The 26,217-nt window shown below is 40.1% G+C and carries 27 protein-coding genes; 23 read left to right on the plus strand and 4 right to left on the minus strand.

Features of this window, described 5'->3' with window-relative positions:
• The first annotated feature begins 9 nt into the window (after window positions 1–9).
• The 15 genes from ACIQXI_RS03755 to ACIQXI_RS03825 all read left to right on the plus strand — a co-directional run bounded on the left by ACIQXI_RS03755 (window position 10) and on the right by ACIQXI_RS03825 (window position 14,014).
• Window positions 10–1,377, plus strand: a complete 1,368-nt coding sequence (locus ACIQXI_RS03755; protein ID WP_402921772.1) for a cobyrinic acid a,c-diamide synthase CobB — start codon at window positions 10–12, stop codon at window positions 1,375–1,377.
• Entirely contained in the window at window positions 1,370–2,008 is a 639-nt protein-coding gene (locus ACIQXI_RS03760; RefSeq protein WP_402921774.1) for a precorrin-2 dehydrogenase/sirohydrochlorin ferrochelatase family protein, read from the plus strand. Before ACIQXI_RS03755 ends, ACIQXI_RS03760 begins: the two co-directional genes overlap by 8 nt.
• Entirely contained in the window at window positions 2,005–2,772 is a 768-nt protein-coding gene (cobA, locus tag ACIQXI_RS03765) for a uroporphyrinogen-III C-methyltransferase (protein WP_402921776.1), read from the plus strand. Before ACIQXI_RS03760 ends, cobA begins: the two co-directional genes overlap by 4 nt.
• 88 nt (window positions 2,773–2,860) lie before the next feature.
• Window positions 2,861–3,421 carry a nitroreductase family protein gene (locus ACIQXI_RS03770; protein WP_402921778.1) on the plus strand — a complete coding sequence of 187 codons (561 nt, stop codon included), beginning with the start codon at window positions 2,861–2,863 and terminating at the stop codon, window positions 3,419–3,421.
• A gap of 12 nt (window positions 3,422–3,433) precedes the next feature.
• Window positions 3,434–3,970 carry a cob(I)yrinic acid a,c-diamide adenosyltransferase gene (locus ACIQXI_RS03775; RefSeq protein ID WP_402921780.1) on the plus strand — a complete coding sequence of 179 codons (537 nt, stop codon included), beginning with the start codon at window positions 3,434–3,436 and terminating at the stop codon, window positions 3,968–3,970.
• Window positions 3,971–4,052: 82 nt separating this feature from the next.
• Complete coding sequence (locus tag ACIQXI_RS03780) at window positions 4,053–5,552, plus strand: cobyric acid synthase (RefSeq protein WP_402921781.1); 1,500 nt, start codon at window positions 4,053–4,055, stop codon at window positions 5,550–5,552.
• Window positions 5,549–6,385 carry a class I SAM-dependent methyltransferase gene (locus tag ACIQXI_RS03785; protein ID WP_402921782.1) on the plus strand — a complete coding sequence of 279 codons (837 nt, stop codon included), beginning with the start codon at window positions 5,549–5,551 and terminating at the stop codon, window positions 6,383–6,385. Before ACIQXI_RS03780 ends, ACIQXI_RS03785 begins: the two co-directional genes overlap by 4 nt.
• 95 nt (window positions 6,386–6,480) lie before the next feature.
• Complete coding sequence (gene rnz / locus ACIQXI_RS03790) at window positions 6,481–7,413, plus strand: ribonuclease Z (protein WP_402921784.1); 933 nt, start codon at window positions 6,481–6,483, stop codon at window positions 7,411–7,413.
• A 333-nt stretch (window positions 7,414–7,746) separates the two neighbouring features.
• The gene (locus ACIQXI_RS03795; protein WP_402921786.1) at window positions 7,747–9,741 is read left to right on the plus strand and encodes a methyl-accepting chemotaxis protein; all 1,995 of its coding nucleotides are present in this window, start codon (window positions 7,747–7,749) and stop codon (window positions 9,739–9,741) included.
• 96 nt (window positions 9,742–9,837) lie between these two features.
• Window positions 9,838–10,068, plus strand: a complete 231-nt coding sequence (locus ACIQXI_RS03800; RefSeq protein ID WP_402921788.1) for an acyl-phosphate glycerol 3-phosphate acyltransferase — start codon at window positions 9,838–9,840, stop codon at window positions 10,066–10,068.
• A 143-nt stretch (window positions 10,069–10,211) separates the two neighbouring features.
• A complete protein-coding gene (gene cdaS, locus ACIQXI_RS03805) occupies window positions 10,212–10,829 on the plus strand; it encodes a sporulation-specific diadenylate cyclase CdaS (RefSeq protein ID WP_402921789.1) in 618 nt (205 codons plus the stop codon).
• 101 nt (window positions 10,830–10,930) lie between these two features.
• Window positions 10,931–11,368, plus strand: a complete 438-nt coding sequence (locus ACIQXI_RS03810; protein ID WP_402921791.1) for a MarR family winged helix-turn-helix transcriptional regulator — start codon at window positions 10,931–10,933, stop codon at window positions 11,366–11,368.
• Window positions 11,369–11,424: 56 nt separating this feature from the next.
• The gene (locus tag ACIQXI_RS03815) at window positions 11,425–12,366 is read left to right on the plus strand and encodes a ring-cleaving dioxygenase (RefSeq protein ID WP_402921793.1); all 942 of its coding nucleotides are present in this window, start codon (window positions 11,425–11,427) and stop codon (window positions 12,364–12,366) included.
• A gap of 13 nt (window positions 12,367–12,379) precedes the next feature.
• Window positions 12,380–13,435, plus strand: a complete 1,056-nt coding sequence (locus ACIQXI_RS03820; protein ID WP_402921795.1) for an LLM class flavin-dependent oxidoreductase — start codon at window positions 12,380–12,382, stop codon at window positions 13,433–13,435.
• Between the two features lie 12 nt (window positions 13,436–13,447).
• A complete protein-coding gene (locus tag ACIQXI_RS03825; protein WP_402921796.1) occupies window positions 13,448–14,014 on the plus strand; it encodes an NADPH-dependent FMN reductase in 567 nt (188 codons plus the stop codon).
• Window positions 14,015–14,220: 206 nt separating this feature from the next.
• Here ACIQXI_RS03825 and ACIQXI_RS03830 read toward each other — a convergent pair whose 3' ends face one another.
• Window positions 14,221–15,270 carry a DUF2332 domain-containing protein gene (locus ACIQXI_RS03830; RefSeq protein WP_402921798.1) on the minus strand — a complete coding sequence of 350 codons (1,050 nt, stop codon included), beginning with the start codon at window positions 15,268–15,270 and terminating at the stop codon, window positions 14,221–14,223.
• 125 nt (window positions 15,271–15,395) lie between these two features.
• Between ACIQXI_RS03830 and ACIQXI_RS03835 the strand changes: the two genes are divergently transcribed.
• Together ACIQXI_RS03835 and ACIQXI_RS03840 are read left to right on the plus strand one after the other, a co-directional pair.
• Window positions 15,396–16,277 carry a LysR family transcriptional regulator gene (locus tag ACIQXI_RS03835; protein WP_402921800.1) on the plus strand — a complete coding sequence of 294 codons (882 nt, stop codon included), beginning with the start codon at window positions 15,396–15,398 and terminating at the stop codon, window positions 16,275–16,277.
• A gap of 69 nt (window positions 16,278–16,346) precedes the next feature.
• On the plus strand, window positions 16,347–16,625 hold the full coding sequence (locus ACIQXI_RS03840; RefSeq protein WP_402921802.1) for a YuzB family protein: 279 nt from the start codon (window positions 16,347–16,349) through the stop codon (window positions 16,623–16,625).
• 185 nt (window positions 16,626–16,810) lie between these two features.
• Here the strand turns inward: ACIQXI_RS03840 and namA are convergent, their stop codons facing one another.
• Both namA and proC read right to left on the minus strand, forming a co-directional pair.
• On the minus strand, window positions 16,811–17,821 hold the full coding sequence (gene namA, locus ACIQXI_RS03845; protein ID WP_402921804.1) for an NADPH dehydrogenase NamA: 1,011 nt from the start codon (window positions 17,819–17,821) through the stop codon (window positions 16,811–16,813).
• A 46-nt stretch (window positions 17,822–17,867) separates the two neighbouring features.
• Window positions 17,868–18,674 carry a pyrroline-5-carboxylate reductase gene (proC, locus tag ACIQXI_RS03850; RefSeq protein WP_402921805.1) on the minus strand — a complete coding sequence of 269 codons (807 nt, stop codon included), beginning with the start codon at window positions 18,672–18,674 and terminating at the stop codon, window positions 17,868–17,870.
• 384 nt (window positions 18,675–19,058) lie between these two features.
• Here proC and ACIQXI_RS03855 point away from each other — a divergent pair, with 384 nt between their 5' ends.
• Together ACIQXI_RS03855 and ACIQXI_RS03860 are read left to right on the plus strand one after the other, a co-directional pair.
• Window positions 19,059–20,006: an MBL fold metallo-hydrolase gene (locus tag ACIQXI_RS03855; RefSeq protein ID WP_402921807.1), complete on the plus strand. Its 948-nt coding sequence runs from the start codon at window positions 19,059–19,061 to the stop codon at window positions 20,004–20,006.
• Window positions 20,007–20,015: 9 nt separating this feature from the next.
• Window positions 20,016–20,771 (plus strand): SDR family NAD(P)-dependent oxidoreductase, encoded by a 756-nt coding sequence (locus ACIQXI_RS03860; protein ID WP_402921809.1) that lies wholly within the window; start codon window positions 20,016–20,018, stop codon window positions 20,769–20,771.
• Between the two features lie 36 nt (window positions 20,772–20,807).
• Here the strand turns inward: ACIQXI_RS03860 and ACIQXI_RS03865 are convergent, their stop codons facing one another.
• Complete coding sequence (locus ACIQXI_RS03865; protein ID WP_402921811.1) at window positions 20,808–20,981, minus strand: hypothetical protein; 174 nt, start codon at window positions 20,979–20,981, stop codon at window positions 20,808–20,810.
• 218 nt (window positions 20,982–21,199) lie between these two features.
• On the opposite strand from ACIQXI_RS03865, the gene ACIQXI_RS03870 reads away from it, so the two are divergent.
• From ACIQXI_RS03870 to ACIQXI_RS03885, 4 genes are all read left to right on the plus strand, one after another.
• Complete coding sequence (locus ACIQXI_RS03870) at window positions 21,200–22,393, plus strand: argininosuccinate synthase (protein ID WP_402921813.1); 1,194 nt, start codon at window positions 21,200–21,202, stop codon at window positions 22,391–22,393.
• Window positions 22,394–22,471: 78 nt separating this feature from the next.
• A complete protein-coding gene (gene argH / locus ACIQXI_RS03875; RefSeq protein WP_402921815.1) occupies window positions 22,472–23,845 on the plus strand; it encodes an argininosuccinate lyase in 1,374 nt (457 codons plus the stop codon).
• Window positions 23,846–24,050: 205 nt separating this feature from the next.
• Complete coding sequence (locus tag ACIQXI_RS03880; protein WP_402921816.1) at window positions 24,051–24,449, plus strand: carboxymuconolactone decarboxylase family protein; 399 nt, start codon at window positions 24,051–24,053, stop codon at window positions 24,447–24,449.
• Window positions 24,450–24,893: 444 nt separating this feature from the next.
• Complete coding sequence (locus ACIQXI_RS03885; protein WP_402921818.1) at window positions 24,894–26,183, plus strand: alpha/beta hydrolase; 1,290 nt, start codon at window positions 24,894–24,896, stop codon at window positions 26,181–26,183.
• The last annotated feature ends 34 nt before the right edge of the window (window positions 26,184–26,217 follow it).

Raw genomic sequence — 26,217 nt, forward strand, 5'->3', positions numbered from 1 at the left:
GGGAAGCGTATGCAAACAAATCGCTTTGTTCTTGCAGGAACAGGCAGTGGTGTTGGTAAGACAACGTTCACCATCGGCCTTATGAAGGCATTGCAGGAAAAAGGAAAAATCGTGCAAGGCTTTAAATGTGGTCCAGATTATATTGACCCAAGCTACCATACAGCCGTAACAGGACGTGTTTCGCGCAATATTGATAGCTGGATGTTTTCACATGATGCGGTACGTGATATTGTGGCACGTGCAAGTATGGATGCCGACGTGGCGATTATTGAAGGAGTAATGGGCTTTTATGATGGTAAAAGTCCACTTTCTGATGAAGGTTCTGCAGCGGAAATTAGTGTTGTCACAGAAAGCCCGGTGATTTTAATTGTCAATTGTGCAAGTATGGCTCGAAGTGTAGCTGCTGTCGTTAAAGGCTTTCAACTTCTGTCCGACAAGCCAAAAATTGTTGGGGTTATCGCCAACCAGGTAGGCAGTGTAGGTCACTATGAAATTGCCAAAGCAGCGATTGAACAAGAATGTGGTATTCCTGTAATTGGCTATTTAAAGCGTGAAGCAGATATTGATATTCCAAGTCGTCATTTAGGGCTTATTCCTGCGATTGAACGGGGAGAACTCAATACGTTTTTTGATAAGCTCGGTGCTTTAATGGCGGAGACGATTGATTTGGATTTATTACTGGCATTAACACAAGCGCCAGCCCTACAGGAGACGGGCCAATTATTTGCCGAACAACCTTCCCAAAATATTTGTATTGCGGTAGCCAAAGATGCGGCATTCAACTTTTATTACGAGGAAAACTTAGCGCTTCTGCGAGCAAAGGGAGCAACAGTACAATTTTTCTCACCACTTGCCAATGAACCGGTACCAGCTGAAGCAGATGGTTTATATATCGGTGGGGGCTTCCCGGAAGAATTTGCCGACACGCTAGCAAACAATGAAGTGGTGAAAACATCTATTCGTGAAGCGATTGCGAAGGGCATTCCAACATTAGCGGAATGTGGAGGTTTCATGTACTTGACCGAAGCAATTACGAACAGTCAAGGGGAACGATATGAAATGCTCGGTGTGATTCCGGGGGAAGTAGCGATGCAAACAAAGCTTGCGGCATTGGGCTATCGTGAAATTTACGGCACAAAGTCTAATTTTTTAATCGGTCAAGACGAACAAGCAAAAGGACACGAATTCCATTATTCATCCTATAGTGGTACGCATAATAGCCACGCTTATGAAACAAAGGGACGTTTTGGCAATAAGCAAGAAGGTTATCAAGCAGGAAATGTTGTGGCGGGTTATACACACTTTCATTTTGTTTCTAATCCAAAGCTTGTTGATAATTGGCTAACAGCTTGTAAGAAGGTGAAAACGAATGACTAATTATTTTCCTATTCATCTCAATATGGAATACAAAACTGTTGTCATCGTTGGTGGAGGACATGTCGCGACGCAAAAGGTAAGTTCCTTATTACCTGCGAAAGCAAACATTGTCGTGGTGAGTCCAACGTTACATGACTCATTAATTCCCTTTGCAGAAGCTGGGCAAATTACATGGCGGGAAAAAGAATTTGAGCCGCGAGATTTAGATGATGCCACGCTTATTATTGCTGCGACAAATAATACGAACGTTAACGATGCGGTACAAGAGGCAGCCCAACATTGGCAGTTGTTCAATCGAGCAGATGTACAAGGAGAGAGTGATTTTATTACACCAGCAACTGTACGTCGCGGTCCTTTAGTGTTGACTGTCTCTACTTCAGGGGCAAGCCCGGCGCTTGCACGCAAAATAAAAGAAGATTTAGCTGAGCAATTTGATGCTGTCTATGAAGATTATGTTTGCTTTTTACAGCAAGCCCGTCTAATGATTTCTGCTCAATTTGACAAGGGTGAACAAAGACGCAAAGCGTTACAAGCATTGCTTGAGCCAAGCTTATTAGAGTGGACACGAAGTGGAGACATTGATCGCCGAGAGGCCTTTTTACAACAACTATTGACGGGAGAAACGCGATGAAGGATGGAATTGTCTATTTAGTAGGAGCGGGTCCTGGTGATCCAAAGCTCATTACGGTATATGGGTTGGAATGTATTCAAAAAGCCGATGTCATTGCATACGACCGATTAGTGAATCCAAAATTATTAGCGTATGCAAAAAAAGATGCAGAGCTTGTCTACTGTGGGAAATTGCCTGGTAAGCATCATTTAATACAAGATGAAATTAATACATTGCTTGTTGAGAAGGCGCAAGAGGGTAAAGTCGTAACACGTTTAAAAGGTGGCGATCCATTTGTATTCGGTCGTGGCGCTGAAGAAGCAGAAATTTTAAAAAATCACGGCATCTCCTATGAAGTAGTACCGGGGATTACAGCTGGCATTGCAGCTCCAGCATATGCAGGTATTCCTGTGACGCATAGAGATTTTGCCACAAGCTTTGCACTCGTTACAGGCCACGGTCGAGAGGAAAAAGGACAAGATTTTTTAAATTGGCCAGCACTTGCAACAGGTATCGATACCGTCGCTTTTTATATGAGTGTAGGCAATATTGCATATATCTCGCAAAAGTTGATTGACAATGGCCGTCCCGCGACGACACCGGTAGCGGTTATTGAATGGGGTACAACCGAGCAACAACGAACAATTACAGGACCGCTAAACGATATTGCCAATATTATCGAACGCGAGGGCTACCACAATCCATCGATGATTGTCGTTGGGGATGTTGTCCATGTGCGAGAAAAAATTCAATGGTTTGAAGAGCAAGGACTTGCGTTTAGCTAATGTTGTTATAGTACCTAGCTATTCACCTATATAAATAGCTAGACAGTTATCTAACCAAAAGTAAACTACCATAAAGGAGGATACCTTCATGACAGTAATGGAAGCATTAAAAAATCGTCGTGCAATCCGTAACTATACAGCACAGCCTGTAGAAAAGGAAAAAATCGAACAAATTTTACAAGCCGCAACCTATGCCCCTAACGATCGCATGCGCGAGCCTTGGCATTTTTATATCATTCAAGGTGAAGCGATGAAGCGTTATGAAGCGATGGCAGATGCCTATTTGCAAGAACGTTTTCCAACAAAGCCAAATTTAGTGGAAAGCTCATTAAAGGTTGTTCAAACAACACCTGTGGCCATTGTGGTAACAGCCGATATAGTGGAAAATGACGAAGATGCAACAGCAGATAATGTCTTTGCTGTGTGCAGTGCAATCATGTCCATGTGGCTCGCGGCAGAGGAGCTAGGGTTAGGATTTGTATGGCGTACGCGTGGTGTTGGACTTGTCCATGATGCACGCATGCATGCATTTATCGGTGCCAGCGACAAGCAAAAAGTGGTCGGTACGATTTTCCTTGGTTACCCACAAGAACAAGCGCTTACTGATAAAAAGCGGACAGCATTTGAAGAAAAAACAACATGGCTTTAAGGAGGTAGGAAAATGGCTAGACAAGGCTTGTTTTTAGTATATACAGGGGATGGCAAGGGTAAAACGACCGCTTCTCTTGGCGTAACGTTGCGCGCAGTAGGACGCGGGTTGAATGTGCGTTATATGCAATTTATTAAATCGCCAGAACGTACATATGGTGAACACATTGCCCTAAAGAAACTGGGTGTAGAAATGGAACAAATGGGCATTGGTTTCACATGGACGAAAACACCAGAGGAACATCGTGTTGCATTAGCTAAGGCTTGGCAAAAAGCAAAGGAAGCTTTACAAGACGACAGCATTGATTTACTTGTTTTAGATGAGCTAAACAATGCGCTGGCTATTTCAAAATTTCCAATTGAGGATGTACTACCATTAGCTGAAGTGCTTGAAGCCATCGCACAACGCCCTGCTACAATGCACCTTGTCGTAACCGGACGCAGTGCCCATCCAGCACTTGTTGCAATGGCAGATTTAGTATCAACAATCGATGCCACAAAACATTATTATGAAGAAGGAATTCCTGCTGTCAAAGGGCTTGAATTCTAATTCTAAGTACAGGCCAGGGGGGATATTCAGTAATAAGCTGAATAGTAGCTACCCTCCTAATGAATGAAGGAGGGAAATCACGATGCCAGCAAAATCAATTATGATTCAAGGAACCGCTTCTGATGTTGGAAAAAGTATGATATGTACGGCACTATGTCGTATTTTTTCAGATGATGGTCTGAAAGTAGTGCCGTTTAAGTCGCAAAATATGGCGCTGAATTCATTTGTCACAGCAGATGGCGGAGAAATCGGTCGTGCGCAAGGGGTTCAAGCAGAAGCAGCGCGCGTAGTCGCAACGACCGATATGAATCCGATTTTACTCAAGCCAAAGCAAGATATGGTGTCTGAGGTGATTGTACATGGTAAGCATTTTTTAAATATGGATGCCAAAAGCTATCGTAATCAATTTGTGCAACAAGCGATGCCAATTGTGGAGAAGTCTGTACGAACGTTACAAAATACATATGATGTCATTGTGCTTGAAGGTGCAGGAAGCCCAGCTGAAATTAATTTGAAAGATCGCGATATTGCCAATATGCGCATGGCCCATTTAGCAGATGCGGCAGTTGTGTTAGTGGCGGATATTGACCGCGGCGGTGTCTTTGCTTCTATTATTGGGACACTTGCATTACTTGATGAGGCAGAGCGTGCACGGGTAAAAGGGCTTATCATTAATAAATTCCGTGGTATGCGCGAGCTGTTAGACGATGGCATTGAATGGGTAGAGCGTGAGACGGGCATCCCTGTTCTAGGTGTTGTGCCATATGTAGATGTCAATATAGAAGCCGAGGATTCTTTAGCGTTATCAGCACTGCGCTTTAAAAAACCAAAGCCAGGCGAATTCTCAGTAGATGTGGCAATGATACGCTTACCTCGTATTTCTAATTTCACAGATATTGATCCATTCTTTGATGAACCGGAAGTAGGTGTGCGATTAATTGGCAATGTAGCAGAGCTTGGCACGCCGGATTTGCTTATACTACCGGGCACAAAAAGTACAATGGATGATTTAGCATGGCTGAAGGCACAAGGCTTTGATCAGGCGATTAAGAACTTACGAGCACGTGGTACCAAAATTATTGGTATATGTGGTGGTTTTCAAATGCTCGGTGAAACTTTACTCGATCCAGATGCAGTGGAAGGAAATGGTGACTCTGCGCAAGGTCTGGGCTTATTACCGATGGAAACCGTCTTTGTAGGGCATAAAAAAACAGTGCAAATGTCGGGAACAAGAGCAAATGAGACATTGACTGGCTATGAAATTCATCTCGGTCGCACAAAAATTTTACGCGAGGAAGTATCCCCATTTTTACACTTAGCAGATGGTCGTGAAGACGGGGCTGTCAGTGCTGATGAACAAGTAATTGGTACATACTTCCACGGTTTGTTCCATAATCGCAACTTTACACGTCAGCTTGTCAATGATATGCGCCAGTCAAAAGGGCTTGCATTATTGCCGACAGATGTCAAAAGTGATGCTGAGCGTAGGGAAGATGCCTACAATATGCTGGCATCCCATGTGCGCGCGAATATCGATATGGAAAAAATATATGAAATGTTAAAAATAGAGGTACGTGGATGACAAGAAAAGGGCCGTTAGCAATTAATTATGAAGCATTATGGCAAGAAGGCATGAAAGATTGGCAAGGACAAATGCCAGAGCGCATGCTCAATGATCAACTAGAGGAGCAATTTTGGTCGCAATCCATCGCGCGTAAAAAAATAGGGCAAACGGATCCATATGCTACTCAAATTTTTGAAGAAATAAAAAAACACATTCAACCGCATCATACAGTCATTGAAATTGGGCCAGGCTGGGGTAACTATACGTTCCCACTTGCTGACTATGTACGTGAACTAACATGTGTTGATAGTTCAGATAGCATCCTAAGTTATTTACAGCAATGTTTACAAGACAAGAACCATGTTTCCTATGTCCATGCGAAGTGGGAGCAACTGGCTGAAAGTGATTTAAAAGCACATGATATTGTCGTCGGTGTCAACTGTTTTTACCGTATGTACGAAATTAAAGCGGCACTTCGTCATATGGATCGCCTTGCTAAAAAGCGTGCGATTATTGGTATGACAACGGGGCCAATCCAACCACATTATGAAGTACTGCATGAAAAGTACGGTTATGATATTAAATATCCAAGAAGAGATTATATTGAATTTTTAAATTTACTATATGAGATGGATATTTATGCGGATTGTCACATTGTTCCCCTGGAGCGAACATACGAATATGAAACATTGGAGCAGCTTGTGACAACTCAAAGTAAAAAAATATTGAACACGGATTTTAACCGCGCACATGTTGAGGAGTCACTTGTACCCTTTATAGAAGAAAAGAATGGTCGTTACTACTATCGCCATGACTTTCATGCTGCACTCGTATCGTGGCAGCCTAAATAACAGCAAAACCTTTGGAGATGCATTCACCAAAGGTTTTTCTTCTGTTTAGCAATAAGGTACAATAGAACGACAGAAAAAGAATTGAGGTGGCAGTTGTGCAACTACATTTTTTAGGAACAGGCGCAGGCATGCCTTCAAAAGAGCGCAATACAAGCGCGTTAATGCTAAAATTATTGGATGAAAACAGTGAAATGTGGCTATTTGATTGTGGAGAGGCGACACAGCACCAAATTTTGCATACATCATTAAAGCCACGCAAAGTAACGAAAATATTTATTACCCATTTACATGGTGACCATATATTTGGTTTACCTGGATTTCTAAGTTCGCGCTCTTTTCAAGGTGGCGATGAACCGCTGACAATCTTTGGTCCAGCAGGTTTACAACAATGGGTAGAGCAAACTTTTGCATTATCGAAAACACATTTAACGTATCCATTGCAATTTGTAGAAGTACAAGAGGGGATTATTTATGAAGATGAAAAATTTATTGCGCGCGCGAGTGAGTTGCGCCATGTAGTCCCTTGCTTTGGTTATCGCATAGAGCAAAAGGATTTACCTGGCGAGCTCCTGATGGAAAAAGTACAAAATTTCGGCGTACCAAAAGGTCCTTTGCTTGGACAGTTGAAAAGAGGCCAAGATATTAAACTTGAAAATGGTACTATTATTTCTGCAAAGGATGTGGTGGCACCTCCTAAAAAAGGCTTTACACTCACAATTCTAGGGGATACAAAATATTGTGAAGAAGCGATTTCTTTGGCAGAACATGCAGATGTCGTTGTCCATGAAGCAACATTTGACGGTAGTACAACGGACTTAGCCGCAAGCTACGGTCATTCAACAAATGTGGAAGCAGCGATGGTAGCAAAAAAAGCGGGTGCTCACTATTTACTTCTTAATCATTTAAGTGCGCGATTTTTACCGCATGATTTACCAACTTTTTTAGCGGAGGCTCAAGCAGTTTTTCCACAAACTTTCCTGACAGCGGACCAAGCGGTTTTTAATTGGAGTAACAATAAATTATCTTAATATAATTCGAGTTTGTGTGAAAACCAACTTGTGCACCTTTTTAGTGAATCTTCATTAAACAAGGTGCTTTTTTTTATGGGACAAAAGGCTATCATAGGCAGAAAAAAATTGTCTAAAAAATAAAAAATATTTACTAAAAATATGAGAAAAAGACCAATATATTAGTGCTTTTCTATCAACTTTTTAGTGTGAAGAAAATTTTATTACAAATTTATGTCTTTTTAATCGCTTGATTAATTTTATTATTTTAAATACTAAAAAAATAAATTAAATATAGTGAAATGATATTGTATGATGAAATTGAAATAAACCTATTTTCGGGAGGAACATTTAGTGGGAAAATCAATGAAGTGGAAAATGATGCTGGAGATTATGGCTATTGTAGTGTTAATCATAGGCGCATTTTCTATTTATATTTTTCAGGCGACTTATAAAAGCGTCAAGAGTAATGGTGAGGCACTCGCTAGCTCAATAGTTATGGGAATGGAGGGAGCTATTCAATCAAGGGCAAAAGCAGAAGAAATTATGGAAAAAGAAATGATCGCAGAATCGGTCATGGCTTCGTATATTATTGAGAAAGGGGCTACATATAAAGATTTAAAAGCCATTGCTGAACGAGGTGGAATTGACGAAATTTGGAGTACCGATGATAAAGGAAACACGGCCGTTACATCCGTTGCCCCTTACATTGATTTTAATTTTGGTTCAGATCCAGATGGACAAGCAGCTGAATACATGCAGCTATTAGATGGACGTGCAACTTCAATTGTTCAAAAAGCGCAAATTCGCGATGTGGACAGCGAATTTTTCAAATTTGTTGGGGTTAGTAGTTGGAACCCGGCTACGCCACAAATTATTCAAGTTGCGAGAAATGGCCAACAATTATTAGATTTAGAAACAACAATTGGCAGTGACTACTACATAAATGAACTAAACAAATACTTATCGAAAACGGTGCTCTTTGCAGCAGTTGTTAATGCGCAAGGAGAACCAATTGTTACGACAACAGACAAAAATTTAGCGGATATTGGCTTTACTAAGGAGCAATTTACTGCAGCGAAAAGTGCAGACTTTTCAGGCCGCTATGACGGTAAGCGCGTTACGCAATATGTGAAGCCGCTATCAAATGGGACATCGTTAGCAATTATAGTGTCTAATGATGTCTTATCCAATATACTAGTAGGAACTATTATTGCATCTATTATCGTCGTTTGTGTGATTTTCCTTATCACTGGTTTTTCTATTTCAAAACAAGTGTCACGTATTTTACATGTGCGAAATTCGCTTGTAGAGATTAGTAGTGGTGATGCAGATTTAACGAAACGTATCGACGTCAAGTCAAAAGATGAAATTGGACAATTGGTCACAGCATTTAATGGCATGATGGATAATTTTCAACAAATTATGCGTGATCTACAACAGGATGCTATTCAAATTAAAGAGGCGACATATATCATCCATGAAAATGCCCATCATACTTTAGAGTCTGCGCAAGTCATTCAAAATGAATCGCAGCAAGTAGCTCAGGCATCGTTTGCGCAGTTGCACAATACAGAGGATAGCGCGCAGTCGATGGAAGAGTTAGCACGTAGTATCCAACATATTTCCGAATCCATTGCTGAAATTTCAACGATTTCTCGTAATACAGAAGAACATGCTAATAATGGATTGAATATTATGAATCGCTTGCAAAATCAATTAGTCGAAGTGCATGAGAAAACAACTTTATCTGTAGCAAGTACGCAACAATTAGAAAAACTATCTACTATGATTGGCGACTTTACGACTGTAATTACCGGCATTTCTGATCAAACTAATTTGCTAGCGATCAACGCATCGATAGAAGCCGCACGCGCAGGAGAAGCTGGTAAAGGCTTTGCAGTTGTAGCAGAAGAAGTTCGAAAATTAGCTGAGGAATCAAAGGTTGCTGCGGAGCGCATTTCGCAAGTAGTGATGAATGTGCAAAGTGAAACAACGAAAATCGTGTCTGCCATTTATTCGACAGCGGATGTCTTACATGCAGGCCGCTCCGTTGCAAGTGAGGCATGGCAATCCTTTGAAGGTATTCATAATGATGTCCAAGTGTTGGCTGAACAAGTAGATTTAGTATCCAGTTCCACAGAAGAAATTGCAGCGAGTACCGAAGAAGTGACAGCTACAATGGAAGATGTTTCATTATTGGCCAAGCAAACATCCTCGAGTGTAGATGCCGTTGCACAAAAGGCACAAGATCAAGCAACGAGTATGAATGATATGACAGCCATTATTGATATATTGAATGGGACAGCTGAAAAGCTTCAACACTCTGCTGGAAAATACAAAGTATAATGGTGCTAAAATATTAGTTAGAAGTTGGAATAGTTGTATAATTATAGTGCGTATACTAGAAGATTTACGTATAATTAAGTAAAGGGGAGTGGTTGTATGGATCAACAAAAGATGCCACCAGCTGTTTTACGTTTACTAGTGATCTTTCCAAACGTGTTAAGCTACTTACTATTAGGCGGACTTGTTTTTTATGTTACGACACATTATGAACTATTAAAATCAACTGAGAATTTGAAAGTATGGTTAATTTTCATCGCAGTACTTGCGCCAGCGGCAGCCTTTACAACTTTCCGTATTGTAAAAAAAATTCGTGCTGGGCATATGTAATAGCTGATAGCAAAAACACGTTGCATCTGATTAGATGTAACGTGTTTTTTTAGAAAAATCGTAGTTTTGCGTCTAAAATGCATAAAAATTTTCCATAGAGGGAAACTAACAAGCATAGAAATTTGAAAACAGAGGTGTCGTTTATGAACCAACCAAACTGTGATTCGGCTCCATTAAAACAAACAATAAAAGAGGAACTTGGACTAGTAATACTATCTTTACAGCAAAGTTTAGCTGCGATGGATTCATTAGAAGATTGTTTACTTGGGGACTTGAACAAAGTTAAAGAACAATTTGCAACGATCGAAATACAAGCGGCTACATTTTATTTGAATTGCTATTTATCACCCTTTACTGAAAAATATCCAGAGCTTTCAATTTGCGTACAAAACATGTCCAAGCGACGACATGGTGGATTAATTGTCTTTGAAAGAGAAGATGCCATTGACCATCTGATCAAACCGGGAATTAACATTGGAGCAGAATTAACACATTCCTTGTTAGAATCAATTTTTTATCCAGGCAATCCTCTGCATGATGGTGCGGTACTAGTTAAGAATAATCGAATTGTTTCAGCAGCCAATGTGCTCCCGCTTTCAAACATCAATACAGGCGATAAAAAACTTGGCACAAGACATCGTGCAGCAATCGGTTTAAGCGAGCTTAGTGATGCTTTGATTATGGTAATATCAGAAGAAACGGGCCGAATTTCTTTTGCCTTTAATGGTAGCTTACACCCTATTACGTCACATGGCATTTAAAAGTGCCACTCCTATTATCTTGAATTCGAGATATTTTTCTTGCAACGGTGTCACTTGCATGGTAAAGTGATGATACAGTTCGAGGAAGGGAGGGCTAAGTGATGGAAAAACATACACTCGGCTCGCTAACATGGTTGCGGATGATGCGCTTTACCAATCAAAGCAATCAGCTATCGAATGATTTTTTAAAGCAATTTAACTTAACTACTGCCCAGTTTGATGTGTTAATTCAAATTAAAACATACGCACCGCTAACGCAATCCCAGCTAGCCGAAAAAGTTACAGTAACGCAAGGTGGCATGTCACGAATGCTAGCACGCCTTGAAAAAGAAGGACTGATTGAACGCAAGCAGAACTGGAAGACTAAAACGATTTCCTTAACAGACAAAGGCGAGCAATTGATTGATGCGGCGACACCTAGTCAGCTTCGCTTTCAATCCTCATTTTTTGAAGAGGTTTTATCTGAAGAAGAAATGAAATCTTTATATACATTAATGTCGAAGCTAGAAAAACATAGTAGAGAAAAGAAATTACCTTAGTCGTGATTTTTTTACATCATCACTTGCTTAGTCAAGTGAAAATAGGAGGATGCTATATGAACAACATACGCGGACATCATCATATTTCCATGTTAACGAAAAATGGTAAACAAAATAACGAATTTTACACAAAAATACTTGGTTTACGTCGTGTGAAAAAAACGGTCAACCAAGATTCACCGTCCATGTACCATTTATTTTATGGCGATCTTACAGGAGCCGCTGGAACAGAATTGACGTTTTTCGAAATGCCTGTAGCAGGGCGCACTGTCCGTGGAACAAATGCCATTACACGCATCGGTTTATTAGTACCGAACTTTAATAGTTTACTATATTGGAAAAAACGGTTTGAGCTTTTACAAGTGGAACATAGCGAAATAACGACATATGCAGGCAAAGATGCTTTACATTTTGAAGATCATGAAGGCTTGCGCATGGTGCTACTAAATCATGATGGACAGTCGGTACCTTCAGGATGGCAAGCGTGGGATGGCTCCGATATTGCATCAGAGCATCGTATTTTAGGGATGGGCACGGTTGAAATGACCGTACGTTATTTACAGCGTACTGTGGCTTTATTACAAGAGCTTTTTGAGTATACAGTGATTACTGAAGATGACAAAGAAGTACGTTTGCAGTCAATTGTGGGAGAAACGTTTGGTGAAATTATCGTCAAGGAATTGGAAGGACCAAGTGAAAAGCCTGGGCGAGGCAGTATTCATCACCTTGCCTTACGCGTTGCAACCGTGGAAGAACTTCAGCAATGGGACGCATTGATTAAAGCACGTGGTTTAGATAGTTCAGGCGTTGTCGATCGTTATTACTTCCAAAGTCTATATTTTAGAGATCGGAACGGCATTCTTTTTGAGTTAGCGACAGATGGACCAGGTTTTACAGTTGATTCTGCTATCGAGGATTTGGGGAATGATCTAGATTTGCCTCCATTTTTAGAAGCAAAACGCGCGGAAATTGAAGCGATTTTAGAGCCGCTTGATTAAAGGAGAGAGTACAATGGAAAATTATCGTATTGATCAATCACAAGGTTTAGAATTTGGGCTTTATTCCCTAGGAGATCATATTCCGAACCCACTAACAGGTGATCGTATTTCTGCCCAGCAACGTATACAGCAGCTAATTGACATGAGCCAATTAGCGGAGCAAGCGGGTATCGATGTATTTGGAGTGGGCGAAAGCCATCAATCTTACTTTACAACACAGGCCCATACAGTCGTTCTAGGTGCCATTGCCCAAGCAACGAAAAAAATTAAAATCACCAGTTCGGCAACTGTGCTTAGTGTAGCAGATCCAGTAAGAGTATATGAGGATTTTGCAACAATTGATTTAATTTCAGATGGCCGTGCGGAGATTGTAGCAGGTCGAGGTTCACGAGTGGGAGCCTATCATTTACTTGGTGTTAATCTACAAGATTATGAAGAAATTTTTGAAGAAAAATTAGAATTGCTAAAAAAAATTAATGAAGAACAACTTGTCACATGGGAAGGGCAATATCGTGCTCCGCTACACAATGCACAAATTTTACCTCAGCCTAAAAATGGTTCATTACCTATTTGGCGCGCAGTAGGAGGCCCACCGGCAAGTGCCATAAAAGCAGGCTATATGGGCATTCCGATGATGTTAACAACATTAGGTGGCCCAGCCATGAACTTTAAACCTTCTGTAGATGCATATCGCGAGGCGGCCGATAGAAGCGGCTTTGATGCAGACCAGTTACCAATTGCCACAACAAGTTTATTTTATGTGGCAGATACATCAAAAGAAGCTTTGCAAAATATGTATCCACATCTGAATGGAGGCTTCCAAGCAATTCGTGGAGGTGGCTATCCAAAACAGCAATTCGCCCAAGCAGTCGATACACGTGATGCGCTCATGGTCGGAAGTAAGGAACAAATTATTGAAAAGTTACTGTACCAATATGAACTGTTTGGCATGCAACGCTTTATGGCACAAATTGATTTTGGTGGCGTACCATTTGAAAAGTTAATGAAGAACATCGAAATTATCGGGAATGATATTTTGCCAGCAATTAAAAAATATACAGCGAAATAAGGGGCGAACAGCATGAAAATCGTTGCATTAGCAGGGTCAATCATCGGCTCTAAAACCAAAATCGCCATTCATAAAATGGTTGATATACTGCAAGAAAAATATCCACAACATGAGGTGACAATCCTTGATTTAGCGCAGTACAATATCGCTTTTAGTGATGGTAGAAATTATGTAGATTACGAAGGCGATACAAAATATGTAGCACAAACGATTATGGCTGCAGATGCAATCGTCATTGGTACGCCAACATTTCAAGCCTCTATTCCGGCAACCTTAAAAAATATTTTTGACTTGCTGCCTGTCAATGCCTTTCGAGACAAAACAGTTAGCGTAATAGTCACAGCGGGAACTGCCAAACATTATTTAATGGTTGAGCAACAATTGAAGCCCATCCTAGCTTATATGAAAGCACATATTGTACCGACCTACGTTTTTATAGAAGAAAAGGATTTTTTACGCCAAGAAATTGTCAATGACGATATTCTTTTCCGCTTAGAGCGTTTAGCCGAAGATACTGTAATGATAGCAGATGCTTTTGTTGAAATTCGTGCAATAAAAGATGCAGAATATGATTTTTAGTGTGACCTTAAGGAAAAAATCTACTAATGGAAGATGATAATAAGAAGCACTGCATGGTCGTCATGCAGTGCTTTTTTTGAAGTAAATGGATCCGTTCGTAGAGTTCCGCTAGCGCGCGAAGTGTTGCGTCTTGCTATGCGTGCATTGTCGTAGGAGTCACCCCTTTTGCACCATTCAACTAGTATAATTGTTTGAGTGCCTGGCACTTAGCAATTACTTTCAATTTGTTTGTTTTCATTCACCCACTTAAACCATCTTGCATGACCGTCTGGTTGATCAATTGTTCGGACGGATGTTATTTCTCCATTTTGCACAAAGTCTTGGTGTAACTGCCCATCAAATAAATTGTTATAGCAATGATAAAGAGGTCTTTGCAAGCTAATTTCTGTTAATCGCTCAATTAACTGATAACGTAAATGGAGAGGGATTTGATTTGCAACATGCGTATGAAAAACGACCAACATCGACTCTTCTTCTATTTGGCTACTAATCGCTGTTAGACGTTCTATTGCATCACCTTGTATATGCTGTACATTAAGCTGCTTTACAATAGGAATGGCTTTTTTTAATTGTGTGCGTCGTTCATGATGCTCTGGCCAAATTAACGCTTGCAGCCAAGCAACGTCGTTAGCATTTGTCACGTCCAATGGATTTAAATCGATGCCAATTCTTTGTGACACAACAAAGGGATGGCTAATGGAAGGCGGTAGAGCATCACCTGTATTCTGCGATGCTAATACTAGTGCACTATCAGAATTGTGAATTGACAATATGTCGTTATAGCAGTAATTATATTGGTCCATCGCAAGCTGTAATCCTGCGCTAGCACCAATCTCAATCAATGCTAAGGGCCTTTGGTGCTTATGATAAATTTCAGCCATCATTGGATACAAATAAGCACAGCGTTTAATCTCATTTGTTTGCACAAGTCTTTCTTGAAGCAATGCTGTTAATTCATCAGCATGCGTCATCACAAATTTTTTGAAATACGGATAGACAGCATCTATTGGCTTTGGTGTGGTCGTAAGGGAGGGATAAAAAGATGCTAGTTCGTCGTCATTATGCGCCATTAGCAAATAGTGGACTGCTGCAAACAATAAATTAGGTGCAGGTTGACCGCTGGCACGTTTACTAGCTATAAGCAATAATGCTTCATCTTCTGCGATTTGCATCGCTAAATATTCATAAAGTGGACTAGAGTTTCGGCATTCGTTTTGGGCAAAAGTACGGAACTGCTTGCTTAGTGTCGATATCATCATCATACTCCCCTTTGTTGTAAAATGGACTATCTAGCTTTGAGTTTAGTATTGTTATACAATTTAGTAAATTAAATACATTTAATGAATTTAATTAAAAATAGTAATTGAAAATAGGTGACAGTATGGATTATAAATGGATAAAGTCTTTCGTCGTTGCTGCAAAGTCCTGTAATTTTCGCATAGCCGCTGAAGAATTACATGTATCACAACCTAGTATTTCAGTACATATTCATTTGTTAGAACAGTATTTGAATGTCTCCTTATTCAAACGAGAAAAGAATCGCGTGCAATTAACAGCGGCAGGGGAGTTATTTTTAAAGGAAGCACAGCTCATTATGCAACAGTGGGAAAAAAGTATTGAACGTTTTCGATTAATGACGAATGGAATTCAAGAAAAAATTATTATTGCGATAACACCATTAATGGTAGAAACGATTTTACCCCATGTTATTTACCAGTTTATTAATGAACATCCGACAATTGAAATTTCCATTCTTGTCGAGGAATCATCGAAAATAGAGGAATTAATTCATAGTGGCAAGGCACATATTGGTATTTCTTTATTGCCAACACGCTATCGTCATTGGTGTCAGGAATTGCTAGTCGATAGTCCGTTAGAATTGGTTATTCCGCTCGATGCATTTGATGACGAAACAGGAACCTACATTGATTATGATGAATTGTTTCAAACCTATACATTATTTACCGATCATCATCCTACTATTTGGGAAGATTTATTATCCAAAATTCATCAAAAATACGCCTATACGAAACAAGTGTCAATTTCACAGTCGTCTGTGGTGAAACGGTTAATTAAAGATGGTTTGGGTATGTCATTTTTACCTCGAATGATTGTAAGAAGAGAACGAATGGAGGGCCGCTTTAACATCGTGCCTTTTACAGAGTTTGCATTGCCGAGCGTCCCCGTTTATCTTTTTTACAAAGATGCCGTGCAAGTCCCAAAAGCATTATTGCAATTATTTCAGACGAGGGATTATTTATAACTTATACATGCTTAAATTAGACGCAAGCGTTGAAAACTGGGAGAATATAGTTAAAAGGAGTGGAGAGAAATGGTGTTTTCTTTATTTAAGAAAAATAAAAAGCCGCAACAAATGCTCAATCGAGTAGAATTTTGCATGACGAATTTATCGCTCGGTGCTGCGGATGCCTATGATGTGTTAGTAGAGCGCACAGATATAGAAATTGAAGAATCAGGTTGTACATCGCACTGTGAAATTTGCGAGCAGGGTATCTTTGCGATTGTCAATGGCGAGATTATTACAGCACCTGATGCAGCGTCACTAGTACAAGCAATTGATGAGGAAATTAAGCAAAATCCGCTTTATTAAATTCTGGGGTTTGGTAATTCACCATTATACTTAGAGTTATCGCCACGTAACGATGGAGAATCGCCACGAAATTCAGAAGAATCACCACGAAATTCAGAAGAAACGCCACGAAATGAAAAGAAATCGCCATTAAGCCTAAAAAACGCTGATAGCTTTCAAGGGAATGAGCTATCAGCGTCAGTAATTTACCAACCTCTTACATATTGCACTGGCGGTTCAATTGCTGTGCCAAGTTCTTTAGCGGCATGTAGTGGCCAATAGGGCTCGCGTAGTAAAACACGACCTAAGAAAATTAAGTCGGCGCGATTATTTTGCAATATTTCTTCCGCATGTTGGGCGATAGTGATTAAACCTACAGCACCTGTAGGGATATTTGCCCCAAGTTTAATCGCTTCCGCATGTGGTACTTGGTAGCCAGGGAACGGATGAATAGTTGCCTGTACGACTCCACCTGTTGAAACATCCACCAAATCTACGCCCTGTGATTTCATCCATCTACTAAAGACGATAAAGTCCTCCATAGTCGTACCATCTTGGGCGTAATCTTCCGCTGATACACGAACTAATAATGGGCCTTCCCAAACACTGCGTATTGCATCGATAATCTGACGTAGCAAGCGATAACGATTTTCCTGCGAGCCACCGTATTGATCGCTTCGTTTATTGGTTGCTGGCGATAAAAACTCACTAATTAAATAGCCATGTGCGCCATGAATCTCCAACACATCAAAGCCAGCTTGTCGTGCACGTACAGCTGCTTTTTTAAACGCTTCAATCACATAGTCAATATCGGCCAGTGTCATTTCACTTGGGGTTTGATAAGCTTCACTAAAAGCAATGGCAGAAGGAGCGAAAATATCGCCTTCCACAGTTGCTTTCCGTCCCGCATGTGCAAGTTGAATACCTGTTTTGGCTCCGTAAGCTTGCATAGAAGAAACTAATTGTTGTAACCCGTCGACATGTGCGTCATCCCAAATGCCAAGATCGTTGCTAGAGATTCGTCCCTCAGGAACGACAGCAGTCGCCTCCAAAAGTATTAATCCGACTTGCCCAGCGGCACGTGTGGCATAATGCACGTGATGGAAAGGTGTAACAAACCCATCTTCTTTAGCAGAATACATACACATAGGGGCCATGACAATGCGGTTTTTTAATGAGATCGATTGTAATTGGTATGGTTCAAATAATTTTGTCAAAGCAAAGCCCTCCTAATTCCTAGTTATTACCTCTATTTTGCATTGTTTATTTGCTATTTGCAAGTGCGCGAGATCGGGCTTCAGCTTCTTTTATACACGCTTCTATCGCTTGATTAAATTGATGCTGTTCAAGTGCTTTTATGCCAGCTTCAGTTGTACCGCCTGGACTTGTCACTTTTTTCCGTAGCACATCTGGCTCATCGATGGATTGCTTGAGCATCTCAGCGGTCCCAGCGAGCGTTTGCGTCATCAGTAGTCTTACAGTATCTTTCGTCAGTCCTACTTCCATCCCAACTCGTTCAAATGCTTCCATTAAATAATAAATATATGCGGGGCCACTTCCGGAGAGTGCTGTTACGGCATGTAATTGATCTTCTTCGACTTCAATGACCGATCCAACCGCTTCTAATAATTGTAAAAACATCGCGCGTTGTCTAGCGGATACTTGCGCATTAAAAGCAATTCCACTAGCGGACATGCCGATCGTTGCCGAAGTATTTGGCATTACGCGTGCTACAGGGCGTATGCCTAATTGCTCTGTAATAGTGCCAATAGCAATGCCAGCTAAAATGGATAGGATAGCAGTCTGTTCGGTTATTTTGGACTTTAATTCTTGCATAGCTGTAATGGCATCCTTAGGTTTGATCGCTAAAATAATAAGATCTGCTTGCTGATAAACGACATCATCAAAGTGACAATGGATACCATACGTCTCGTGTAAATATTGTAAGCGTTTCTTATCGGAGCGATTGGTGACATATATTTCTTGGGCTTTCAACACTTCTTGTTTAATCCAGCCTTGCATCAATGCTTCTGCCATCGAGCCAGCACCGATAAATACTATTTTTTTCATAGGAAAACACCTCCGTTTCAAAATAAAAAGCGCTCTCGTCCTTATATAGAAGGACGAAAACGCTGTCGTTTCCGCGGTACCACCTTTGTTTGCCAATTGGCACAACTCTTAGCCCTTTTATCGCAAGGGGAACGGTTATGTTGTCATAACTGCTCAGAAGTAGGTTCTGTAAGGGGAGTGGGTGATGTTACTTGCAGCAAATGTAACACTCTCTAGACACCTTCACCATACATACTTGGCTTCTTCAACGCACATAAATAATTTGATTATTCAAAATTATATTGATAATATATCTATCTGTCAACAGAAGGGTGACTTGAAGAAAAAAAACTTGTAAAATGGATGAATTAGTATTCATTCACAGCCCAAAAGGGGGAGACAACTTTGTCCATACATAAAATTGAAATTCCAACACCGTATGCAGTAGGTGACGTCAATGCATTTATTGTCAAAGGTGATGCATTAACAATATTTGATGTTGGTCCAAAAACTACCGAAGCTTATGAGGCCCTAAAATGGGGAATTCGAGCTGCTGGCTTTAATATACAAGATATAGAGCAAGTTGTATTAACACATCACCATCCTGATCATGCGGGTTGGACCGATGCTTTTCCACATGCTGAAATTTTAGGGCATGCTTATAACGATAAATGGTTACGCCGTGATGAAGAATTTTTACGATATCATGAACAATTTTATAGTGAGCGTTTGTTCGAACATGGCGTTCCACAGGAATATATTCAATCTAGTGTTCATGTTCGACGTGAATTAGAACTTGTAGGGGAACGACCATTAACTCAAATTTTACACGATGGGGATGAGGTGCCAGGACATCCTGGTTTAAAGGCAATTGAAACATTAGGACATGCTCAAAGTCATTTTATTTTTTGGGATGAAAAAAAGCATCATATTATTGGTGGAGATTTATTATTAGAAAAAATTACACCTAATCCATTAATTGAGCCACCGTTAGATCGTACACTAGGTCGTCCGAAATCGTTGTTGCAATATAATGCCTCACTTGAAATATTACGTCAATTGCCCGTCAACATTATGTATACAGGGCATGGCGCGAATTTAGAAGGCATACCACAGTTAATTGACAAGCGACTTGAACGACAACATCAGCAATCGATGAAAGTGTATGACTTACTTGCTCAAGATCAACTAACGGTTGTACAAATGACAAAACGTTTATATCCATCGATTTTTCAGCATCAGCTTGGCTTAACTTTATCAAAAACACTTGGACATTTAGACTATTTAGAGGCCAATCACCTTGTCGTTTCAGAACAAAATGAGGAAGGTGTCTATTTGTTTACACGAAAGTAGGGTTTATACATGAGAATGAATAAAAAGACAATCTTTGTAACAGGTGCAACGAGTGGCGTTGGCTTAAAAATTACTGAATTATTAGTTGCACAAGGTCATAACGTATATGCCACAGGACGAAATGAAGTCGCATTAAAAACATTACAACGTCTAGGCGCTAATGTTATACAAGCGGATTTAACGTCACTAACAGCAATTGATGAAGTATGTGCACAACTCCCTATACTTGATGTAGCCATTTTTTCAGCAGGGGTAGGAAAATTTGCAATTGCACCTATGCTTTCAGATGAAGAAATAGCCCAAATGGTGGAGCTTAATGTGCGGGTACCGATGTATTTAGCAAAGCGTCTAGCGACGCCGATGATTGCGCGTGGGCAAGGTCATCTTATTTTTATCGGTTCCCAAGCGGGCAAAGTTGCAACGCCAAAAGCTAGTGTTTATGCTGCAACAAAACATGCCATTGTCGGCTTTACAAACGGTCTGCGAATGGAGCTAGCACCGTATAATATTAAAGTAACAGCTATACATCCAGGACCAATCGATACCCCATTTTTAGATAAAGTAAATGATGAAAGTGGTTATCGTCAGTCATTAGGTAAATTACTATTAACACCTGAAGCAGTAGCCCAAGCAACAGTGAAAACAATTGCCCACCCAGTTCGAGAAGTCAATTTACCACGAATAATGGGATGGACGAGTAAACTATATGCACTAGCGCCTGCTACTATTGAATTGTTAGCAAAACCACTATTCAATAAAAAATAATGATGTGTGCCAGGCACTCAAACAATTCATAAATATTCATGTAAAAATACTAAATGAATCCTCCGGTATCGCGTATTTACGAAGTGCCAGGCACCCAAACAATTTATAAATATCCATTGAACCCATGACGACTTCAGCATCGTACGATAAGCTGCTGGTAGTGCGACGTGGGTTTTTCTCTTGCGCTTGTTGTGCAGCCATTTTATACACTATACATCCATCTACTATTATCGATATCCCACTTTTTACTCTACAAATAACTAACTTAACCATTGTTATAACTGATTTTTATCATTCTTCTTAAAAGTATATTTTTTTATAAAAATACACTTGTATTTATTTTTATAACATGGTACTATTCGTGTATAAACTTTTAAGTGAGTGTATAAAAATACATATCATATATAGCAATTGGAGGCGCATTTTGTATGGCAAATAAAAAAGTAGTATTAGCATACTCTGGCGGTCTTGATACTTCTGTAGCAATTCCGTGGTTGAAAGAACAAGGTTGGGACGTTATTGCAGTTTGTCTTGACGTTGGTGAAGGAAAAGATCTTGAATTTGTAAAAAATAAAGCACTTCAAGTAGGTGCAATTGAATCTTATATGGTAGATGCCAAGGACGAATTTGCTGAACAATATGCATTGATTTCGTTACAAGCACATACATGGTATGAACAAAAATATCCATTAGTATCAGCACTTTCACGTCCTTTAATTTCAAAAAAATTAGTGGAAATTGCTAACCAAGTGGGTGCGGACGCAGTAGCTCACGGTTGTACGGGTAAAGGAAATGACCAAGTTCGTTTCGAAGTTTCGATTAAAGCATTAAATCCAGATTTAGAGGTTTTAGCACCTGTACGTGAATGGGGCTGGAGCCGTGATGAAGAAATCGAATATGCAATGCAACATAATGTACCGATACCAGCAACATTAGATTCACCATTCTCGATTGACCAAAACTTATGGGGTCGTGCCAATGAAGCAGGCGTAATGGAAGATCCTTGGGTATCTCCACCAGAAGAAGCTTATGGCTTAACAGTTTCTGTTGAAAACGCACCAAATGAAGCACAATATGTAGAAATCGAATTTATCGCTGGTAAACCAGTATCGTTAAATGGCAAAGAAATGAAGCTTGCTGATTTAATCCAAGAACTGAATGCAGTAGCTGGTGCACACGGTGTTGGCCGTATTGACCATGTTGAAAACCGTTTAGTAGGCATTAAATCGCGTGAAGTATATGAAATTCCAGGTGCCAAAGTACTGTTAACTGCTCATAAAGAGCTTGAAGACTTAACACTTGTAAAAGAATTAGCACATTTCAAACCAGTAATTGAGAAGAAATTATCTGAACTAATTTACGATGGTTTATGGTTCTCTCCTTTACGTGATGCATTACAAGCATTCCTTGCAGAATCACAACAGTACGTAAACGGTACAGTACGTGTGAAACTATACAAAGGTCATGCGATTGTAGAAGGACGTAAATCACCAAATTCACTATACAATGAAAAATTAGCAACTTACTCTAAAGAAGATCAATTCAACCATGCATCAGCTGTAGGCTTCATCGAACTATGGGGTCTGCCAACAGTGGTTAACTCTTCAGTTAATAAAAAATAATTATTACATTAGGGTGTAGTGTAGCATTGACGCTGTACTGCACCTTTTCGATAAGAAATGTAGAAAAGGTGAGCTGTTATGACAAAACTTTGGGGCGGACGTTTCCAAAAATCAGCAGAAGCATGGGTCGATGAATTTGGCGCATCCATCGGCTTTGACCAACAACTTGTTTTGGAAGACCTAGAAGGTAGTGTCGCACATGTCACGATGCTTGGTGAGACAGGAATTTTACCGGCAGCTGATGTAGAAGCTATTCTTGGCGGTCTTGCACAACTTCAGGAAAAAGCAATCGCTGGTGAGCTTGAATTTACGGTTGCCAATGAGGATATTCATTTAAACCTTGAAAAAATGCTAATCGACTGTATCGGACCTGTTGGTGGCAAACTGCATACAGGGCGTAGCCGGAATGACCAAGTCGCAACGGATATGCATATTTTCTTAAAGAAACGTGTAAAGGAAGCGATTGGTTTAATCGAGACATTCCAAAAAACGTTAGTTGAAAAAGCGGAAGAGCATGTTGAAACCATTGCACCGGGTTATACCCATTTACAACGTGCGCAACCAATTTCTTTTGCGCATCATTTAATGGCCTATTTTTGGATGCTTGAGCGCGATAAACAACGTTTTACGGAATCCATTAAACGCATTGATATTTTACCGCTTGGAGCTGGTGCAATGGCTGGGACAACTTTCCCGATTGATCGCCTAAAATCAGCGGAGCTACTTGGCTTTAGTGAAGTCTATGCGAATTCAATGGATGCAGTCAGTGACCGTGATTTTATTGTGGAGTTTTTAAGCAATTCATCATTATTAATGGCGCATTTATCTCGTTTTGCTGAGGAAATTATTTTATGGTCAACAGATGAATTTAAATTTATTGAATTGGATGATGCCTTCTCAACAGGCTCTTCCATCATGCCACAGAAGAAAAATCCCGATATGGCGGAGCTTATTCGCGGAAAAACTGGTCGTGTTTACGGTAACCTAATGGGCTTACTAACAGTCCTTAAAGGGACGCCGTTAACATACAACAAGGATATGCAAGAGGACAAAGAGGGTATGTTCGATACGGTGCATACAATTCTTGGCTCTTTGAAAATCTTTGAAGGTATGGTACGCACGATGACAGTAAATAAGGAGCGTCTGCACAAGGCAGTTCACTCTGACTTCTCTAATGCGACCGAATTAGCAGATTACCTTGCAACGAAAGGGATGCCATTCCGTGAAGCACATGAAGTAACAGGTAAATTAGTGTTTACGTGTATTCAAAAAGGGATTTATTTATTAGATTTACCAATTGAAGACATGAAAAAAGAAAGTGAGCTTATCGAAGCAGATATTTATGAAGTGTTGGCTCCTGAAGCAGCTGTTCGCCGTCGTCATTCTTTAGGTGGTACAGGTTTCGAGCAAGTTAATATTCAAATCGACAAAGCCAAAGCCTGTCTTTCTTAACTATTTTGCGTGCAAGTCCTAAGTGACTTTTGCATAGATATTCATTAAAGCTGTCCAGTGAGGCACTATGAAAAACCTTAATCCTTTTTCTGTGGAGCCAGAGGGTGAAACAAAAAAGAGCACCTTACATATGTGAAGGACAATCCCCAATTTTCGGAGACGCGAAATTGGGGTTTTTGTATAAGACAAATGGGAGGAAGATGACATGACAGATCGTTTTACAAAGGGGTTTGAAACGATAAAGCAATATGTGACGGAAGAAGAAGCAGCTCGCTTGATCGACTCCGATGCGCTTGCAGATATTGCGCCCGATTTACGCAAAATGATTATTGAGTTTGCTTATGGGGATGTTTACTCACGGCCAGGTCTTGATGCTAAAAGCCGCGCACTTATTGTTATTACTGCTGTTGTGACACAAGGTGCCGCGCCACAAATGAAAACACATATTACAAGAGGTTTACATGCAGGGTTAACACCAACAGAAATTGTAGAGACGCTGTTACAATTAGTACCCTATATCGGTTTTCCGCGCGTACAAAATGCGCTAACTGTAGCGCAGCAAGTATTTCAGGATAAGCAGCTTAGTGTAAAATCAATTGAGTAAAGCAAATAAGTTTTTTACTCGACTATTTAAAAAAATTTTGAACAATATGTATAGAAGTTTCGTTTATGTTCCATACTGTTAAAGGATACACTTAATCATCGAAATTGATGAGGAGGATGCAGAATGAGTACTTCAAGTTCCACACCAGTAGACAATGAATCTCAGGAAAGTCCGCCACAGCTGAATAAGGTTGATACTTCACATATCTTAAGGGATAGGTAATGAGAGCATACTCTGTGTTACTGAATCTTAGGATGAAGTAGAAACCACAACTGTACAATCAAATTGAATGTATAAGTGTCCATGAGACCCAGAATTTTTCTGGGTCTTTCTTTTATTTCTTGTTGATATTGCAAGTACGCTGTTATATTATTAGTATAACAGAAGGAATTTCCAATCCTTGGGTATACGTTATTCAATACATAGAATGGGGGAGGAACTTAAATGAAAAAGCTTTTCGTATTATGTTTTGTAGCATTATTATTAGTTGCCTGTTCGCAACAGGACACTGCAATACAGGCGGATAATAAGGAGGAGGATCAAAGCATGAATGAACAACTAATCGGTAAATGGGCAGGCAATATCGAGCTTCCAAATGGTGCATTACCAATTATCGTGGATTTACAAAAAGATGGAGGAACTTTATCGGTGCCAGCACAAGGCCTAAGTAATTTCCCGTTTAGTACCGTTAAGTACGACGGAGATCAAGTACAAATTACCATTAATTTAAACGGCTCGGCCATTGAAGTAAACGGTACGTTAAAAGGTGATGAAATAGAAGCAACATTTAATCAAAATGGCGGAAAATTCCGATTGCTATTAAAACCGTATGAAGAACAAGCTGAAGAGCCTGTAACCTATGACACACTCACAGTGCCTGTTAAGGATGGTAATTTAACTGTCGCACTGCAAAAAAGTAGTAAAGAGCCATCACCAGTTGTTCTTCTTATTGCCGGCTCAGGCCCGACAGATAAAAATGGTAATTCTACAGTTACTGGAAAAAACAATAGTTTGAAAATGCTTGCAGAAGGCTTAGCACAAGAAGGTATTGCAAGTGTGCGCTATGATAAACGTGGCATTGGTGATAACATGTCGCTGTTAACAAAGGAAGAGGATATCACGATCGATCAGTATGTTGACGATGCCGTTCAAGTAGTCAATGCACTGACAGCAAATAAAGCTTTTTCAAGTGTCCATATTATTGGTCATAGTGAGGGGTCGTTAGTAGGCATGCTAGCTGCTCAACAAGTCGATGTTGCTTCTTTTGTTTCCATAGCAGGTGTAGGTAGAACTGCTGATACATTGCTATTAGAGCAATTATCAGGACAATTAACACCCGCCCAAACAGCCGAAGCAACAAAGATTTTGGCCGCGTTGAAAAAAGGAGAGCAAGTACAAAATGTCTCTCCTGAGCTACAAGCATTATTTAGACCTTCTGTGCAACCATATATGATTTCATGGATAAAATATAACCCTGCTACTGAGCTTCAAAAATTGAAAGGTCGCGTCTTAATTATTCAAGGAACAACGGATATCCAAGTGAATAAGACAGATGCAGAGGCATTGAAGCAAGGCAATGACAAAGCAACACTTACTTATATGGAGGGCATGAATCATATTTTAAAAAATGCACCGGAGGATCGAGCGAAAAATTTAGCTACTTATGCGGACCCAGCATTACCGTTGCATGCCAACTTATTACCAACGATTCAGCAATTTATTGACAATGACTAGAGACATGCTATAATCGAAAGCCAATTGGGGGATG

The sequence above is a fragment of the Lysinibacillus sp. NPDC097195 genome (assembly GCF_044762075.1).
In the GTDB taxonomy this organism is placed as follows: domain Bacteria; phylum Bacillota; class Bacilli; order Bacillales_A; family Planococcaceae; genus Lysinibacillus.

What these genes read in the sequence shown, in the direction of transcription:
- ACIQXI_RS03755 (WP_402921772.1), top strand. Translation starts at nt 10, where the DNA reads ATGCAAACAAATCGCTTTGTTCTTGCAGGAACAGGCAGTGGTGTTGGT.
- ACIQXI_RS03760 (WP_402921774.1), top strand. Translation starts at nt 1,370, where the DNA reads ATGACTAATTATTTTCCTATTCATCTCAATATGGAATACAAAACTGTT.
- cobA (WP_402921776.1), top strand. Translation starts at nt 2,005, where the DNA reads ATGAAGGATGGAATTGTCTATTTAGTAGGAGCGGGTCCTGGTGATCCA.
- ACIQXI_RS03770 (WP_402921778.1), top strand. Translation starts at nt 2,861, where the DNA reads ATGACAGTAATGGAAGCATTAAAAAATCGTCGTGCAATCCGTAACTAT.
- ACIQXI_RS03775 (WP_402921780.1), top strand. Translation starts at nt 3,434, where the DNA reads ATGGCTAGACAAGGCTTGTTTTTAGTATATACAGGGGATGGCAAGGGT.
- ACIQXI_RS03780 (WP_402921781.1), top strand. Translation starts at nt 4,053, where the DNA reads ATGCCAGCAAAATCAATTATGATTCAAGGAACCGCTTCTGATGTTGGA.
- ACIQXI_RS03785 (WP_402921782.1), top strand. Translation starts at nt 5,549, where the DNA reads ATGACAAGAAAAGGGCCGTTAGCAATTAATTATGAAGCATTATGGCAA.
- ACIQXI_RS03800 (WP_402921788.1), top strand. Translation starts at nt 9,838, where the DNA reads ATGGATCAACAAAAGATGCCACCAGCTGTTTTACGTTTACTAGTGATC.
- cdaS (WP_402921789.1), top strand. Translation starts at nt 10,212, where the DNA reads ATGAACCAACCAAACTGTGATTCGGCTCCATTAAAACAAACAATAAAA.
- ACIQXI_RS03810 (WP_402921791.1), top strand. Translation starts at nt 10,931, where the DNA reads ATGGAAAAACATACACTCGGCTCGCTAACATGGTTGCGGATGATGCGC.
- ACIQXI_RS03815 (WP_402921793.1), top strand. Translation starts at nt 11,425, where the DNA reads ATGAACAACATACGCGGACATCATCATATTTCCATGTTAACGAAAAAT.
- ACIQXI_RS03820 (WP_402921795.1), top strand. Translation starts at nt 12,380, where the DNA reads ATGGAAAATTATCGTATTGATCAATCACAAGGTTTAGAATTTGGGCTT.
- ACIQXI_RS03825 (WP_402921796.1), top strand. Translation starts at nt 13,448, where the DNA reads ATGAAAATCGTTGCATTAGCAGGGTCAATCATCGGCTCTAAAACCAAA.
- ACIQXI_RS03830 (WP_402921798.1), bottom strand. Translation starts at nt 15,270, where the DNA reads ATGATATCGACACTAAGCAAGCAGTTCCGTACTTTTGCCCAAAACGAA.
- ACIQXI_RS03835 (WP_402921800.1), top strand. Translation starts at nt 15,396, where the DNA reads ATGGATTATAAATGGATAAAGTCTTTCGTCGTTGCTGCAAAGTCCTGT.
- ACIQXI_RS03840 (WP_402921802.1), top strand. Translation starts at nt 16,347, where the DNA reads ATGGTGTTTTCTTTATTTAAGAAAAATAAAAAGCCGCAACAAATGCTC.
- proC (WP_402921805.1), bottom strand. Translation starts at nt 18,674, where the DNA reads ATGAAAAAAATAGTATTTATCGGTGCTGGCTCGATGGCAGAAGCATTG.
- ACIQXI_RS03860 (WP_402921809.1), top strand. Translation starts at nt 20,016, where the DNA reads ATGAGAATGAATAAAAAGACAATCTTTGTAACAGGTGCAACGAGTGGC.
- ACIQXI_RS03870 (WP_402921813.1), top strand. Translation starts at nt 21,200, where the DNA reads ATGGCAAATAAAAAAGTAGTATTAGCATACTCTGGCGGTCTTGATACT.
- argH (WP_402921815.1), top strand. Translation starts at nt 22,472, where the DNA reads ATGACAAAACTTTGGGGCGGACGTTTCCAAAAATCAGCAGAAGCATGG.
- ACIQXI_RS03880 (WP_402921816.1), top strand. Translation starts at nt 24,051, where the DNA reads ATGACAGATCGTTTTACAAAGGGGTTTGAAACGATAAAGCAATATGTG.
- ACIQXI_RS03885 (WP_402921818.1), top strand. Translation starts at nt 24,894, where the DNA reads ATGAAAAAGCTTTTCGTATTATGTTTTGTAGCATTATTATTAGTTGCC.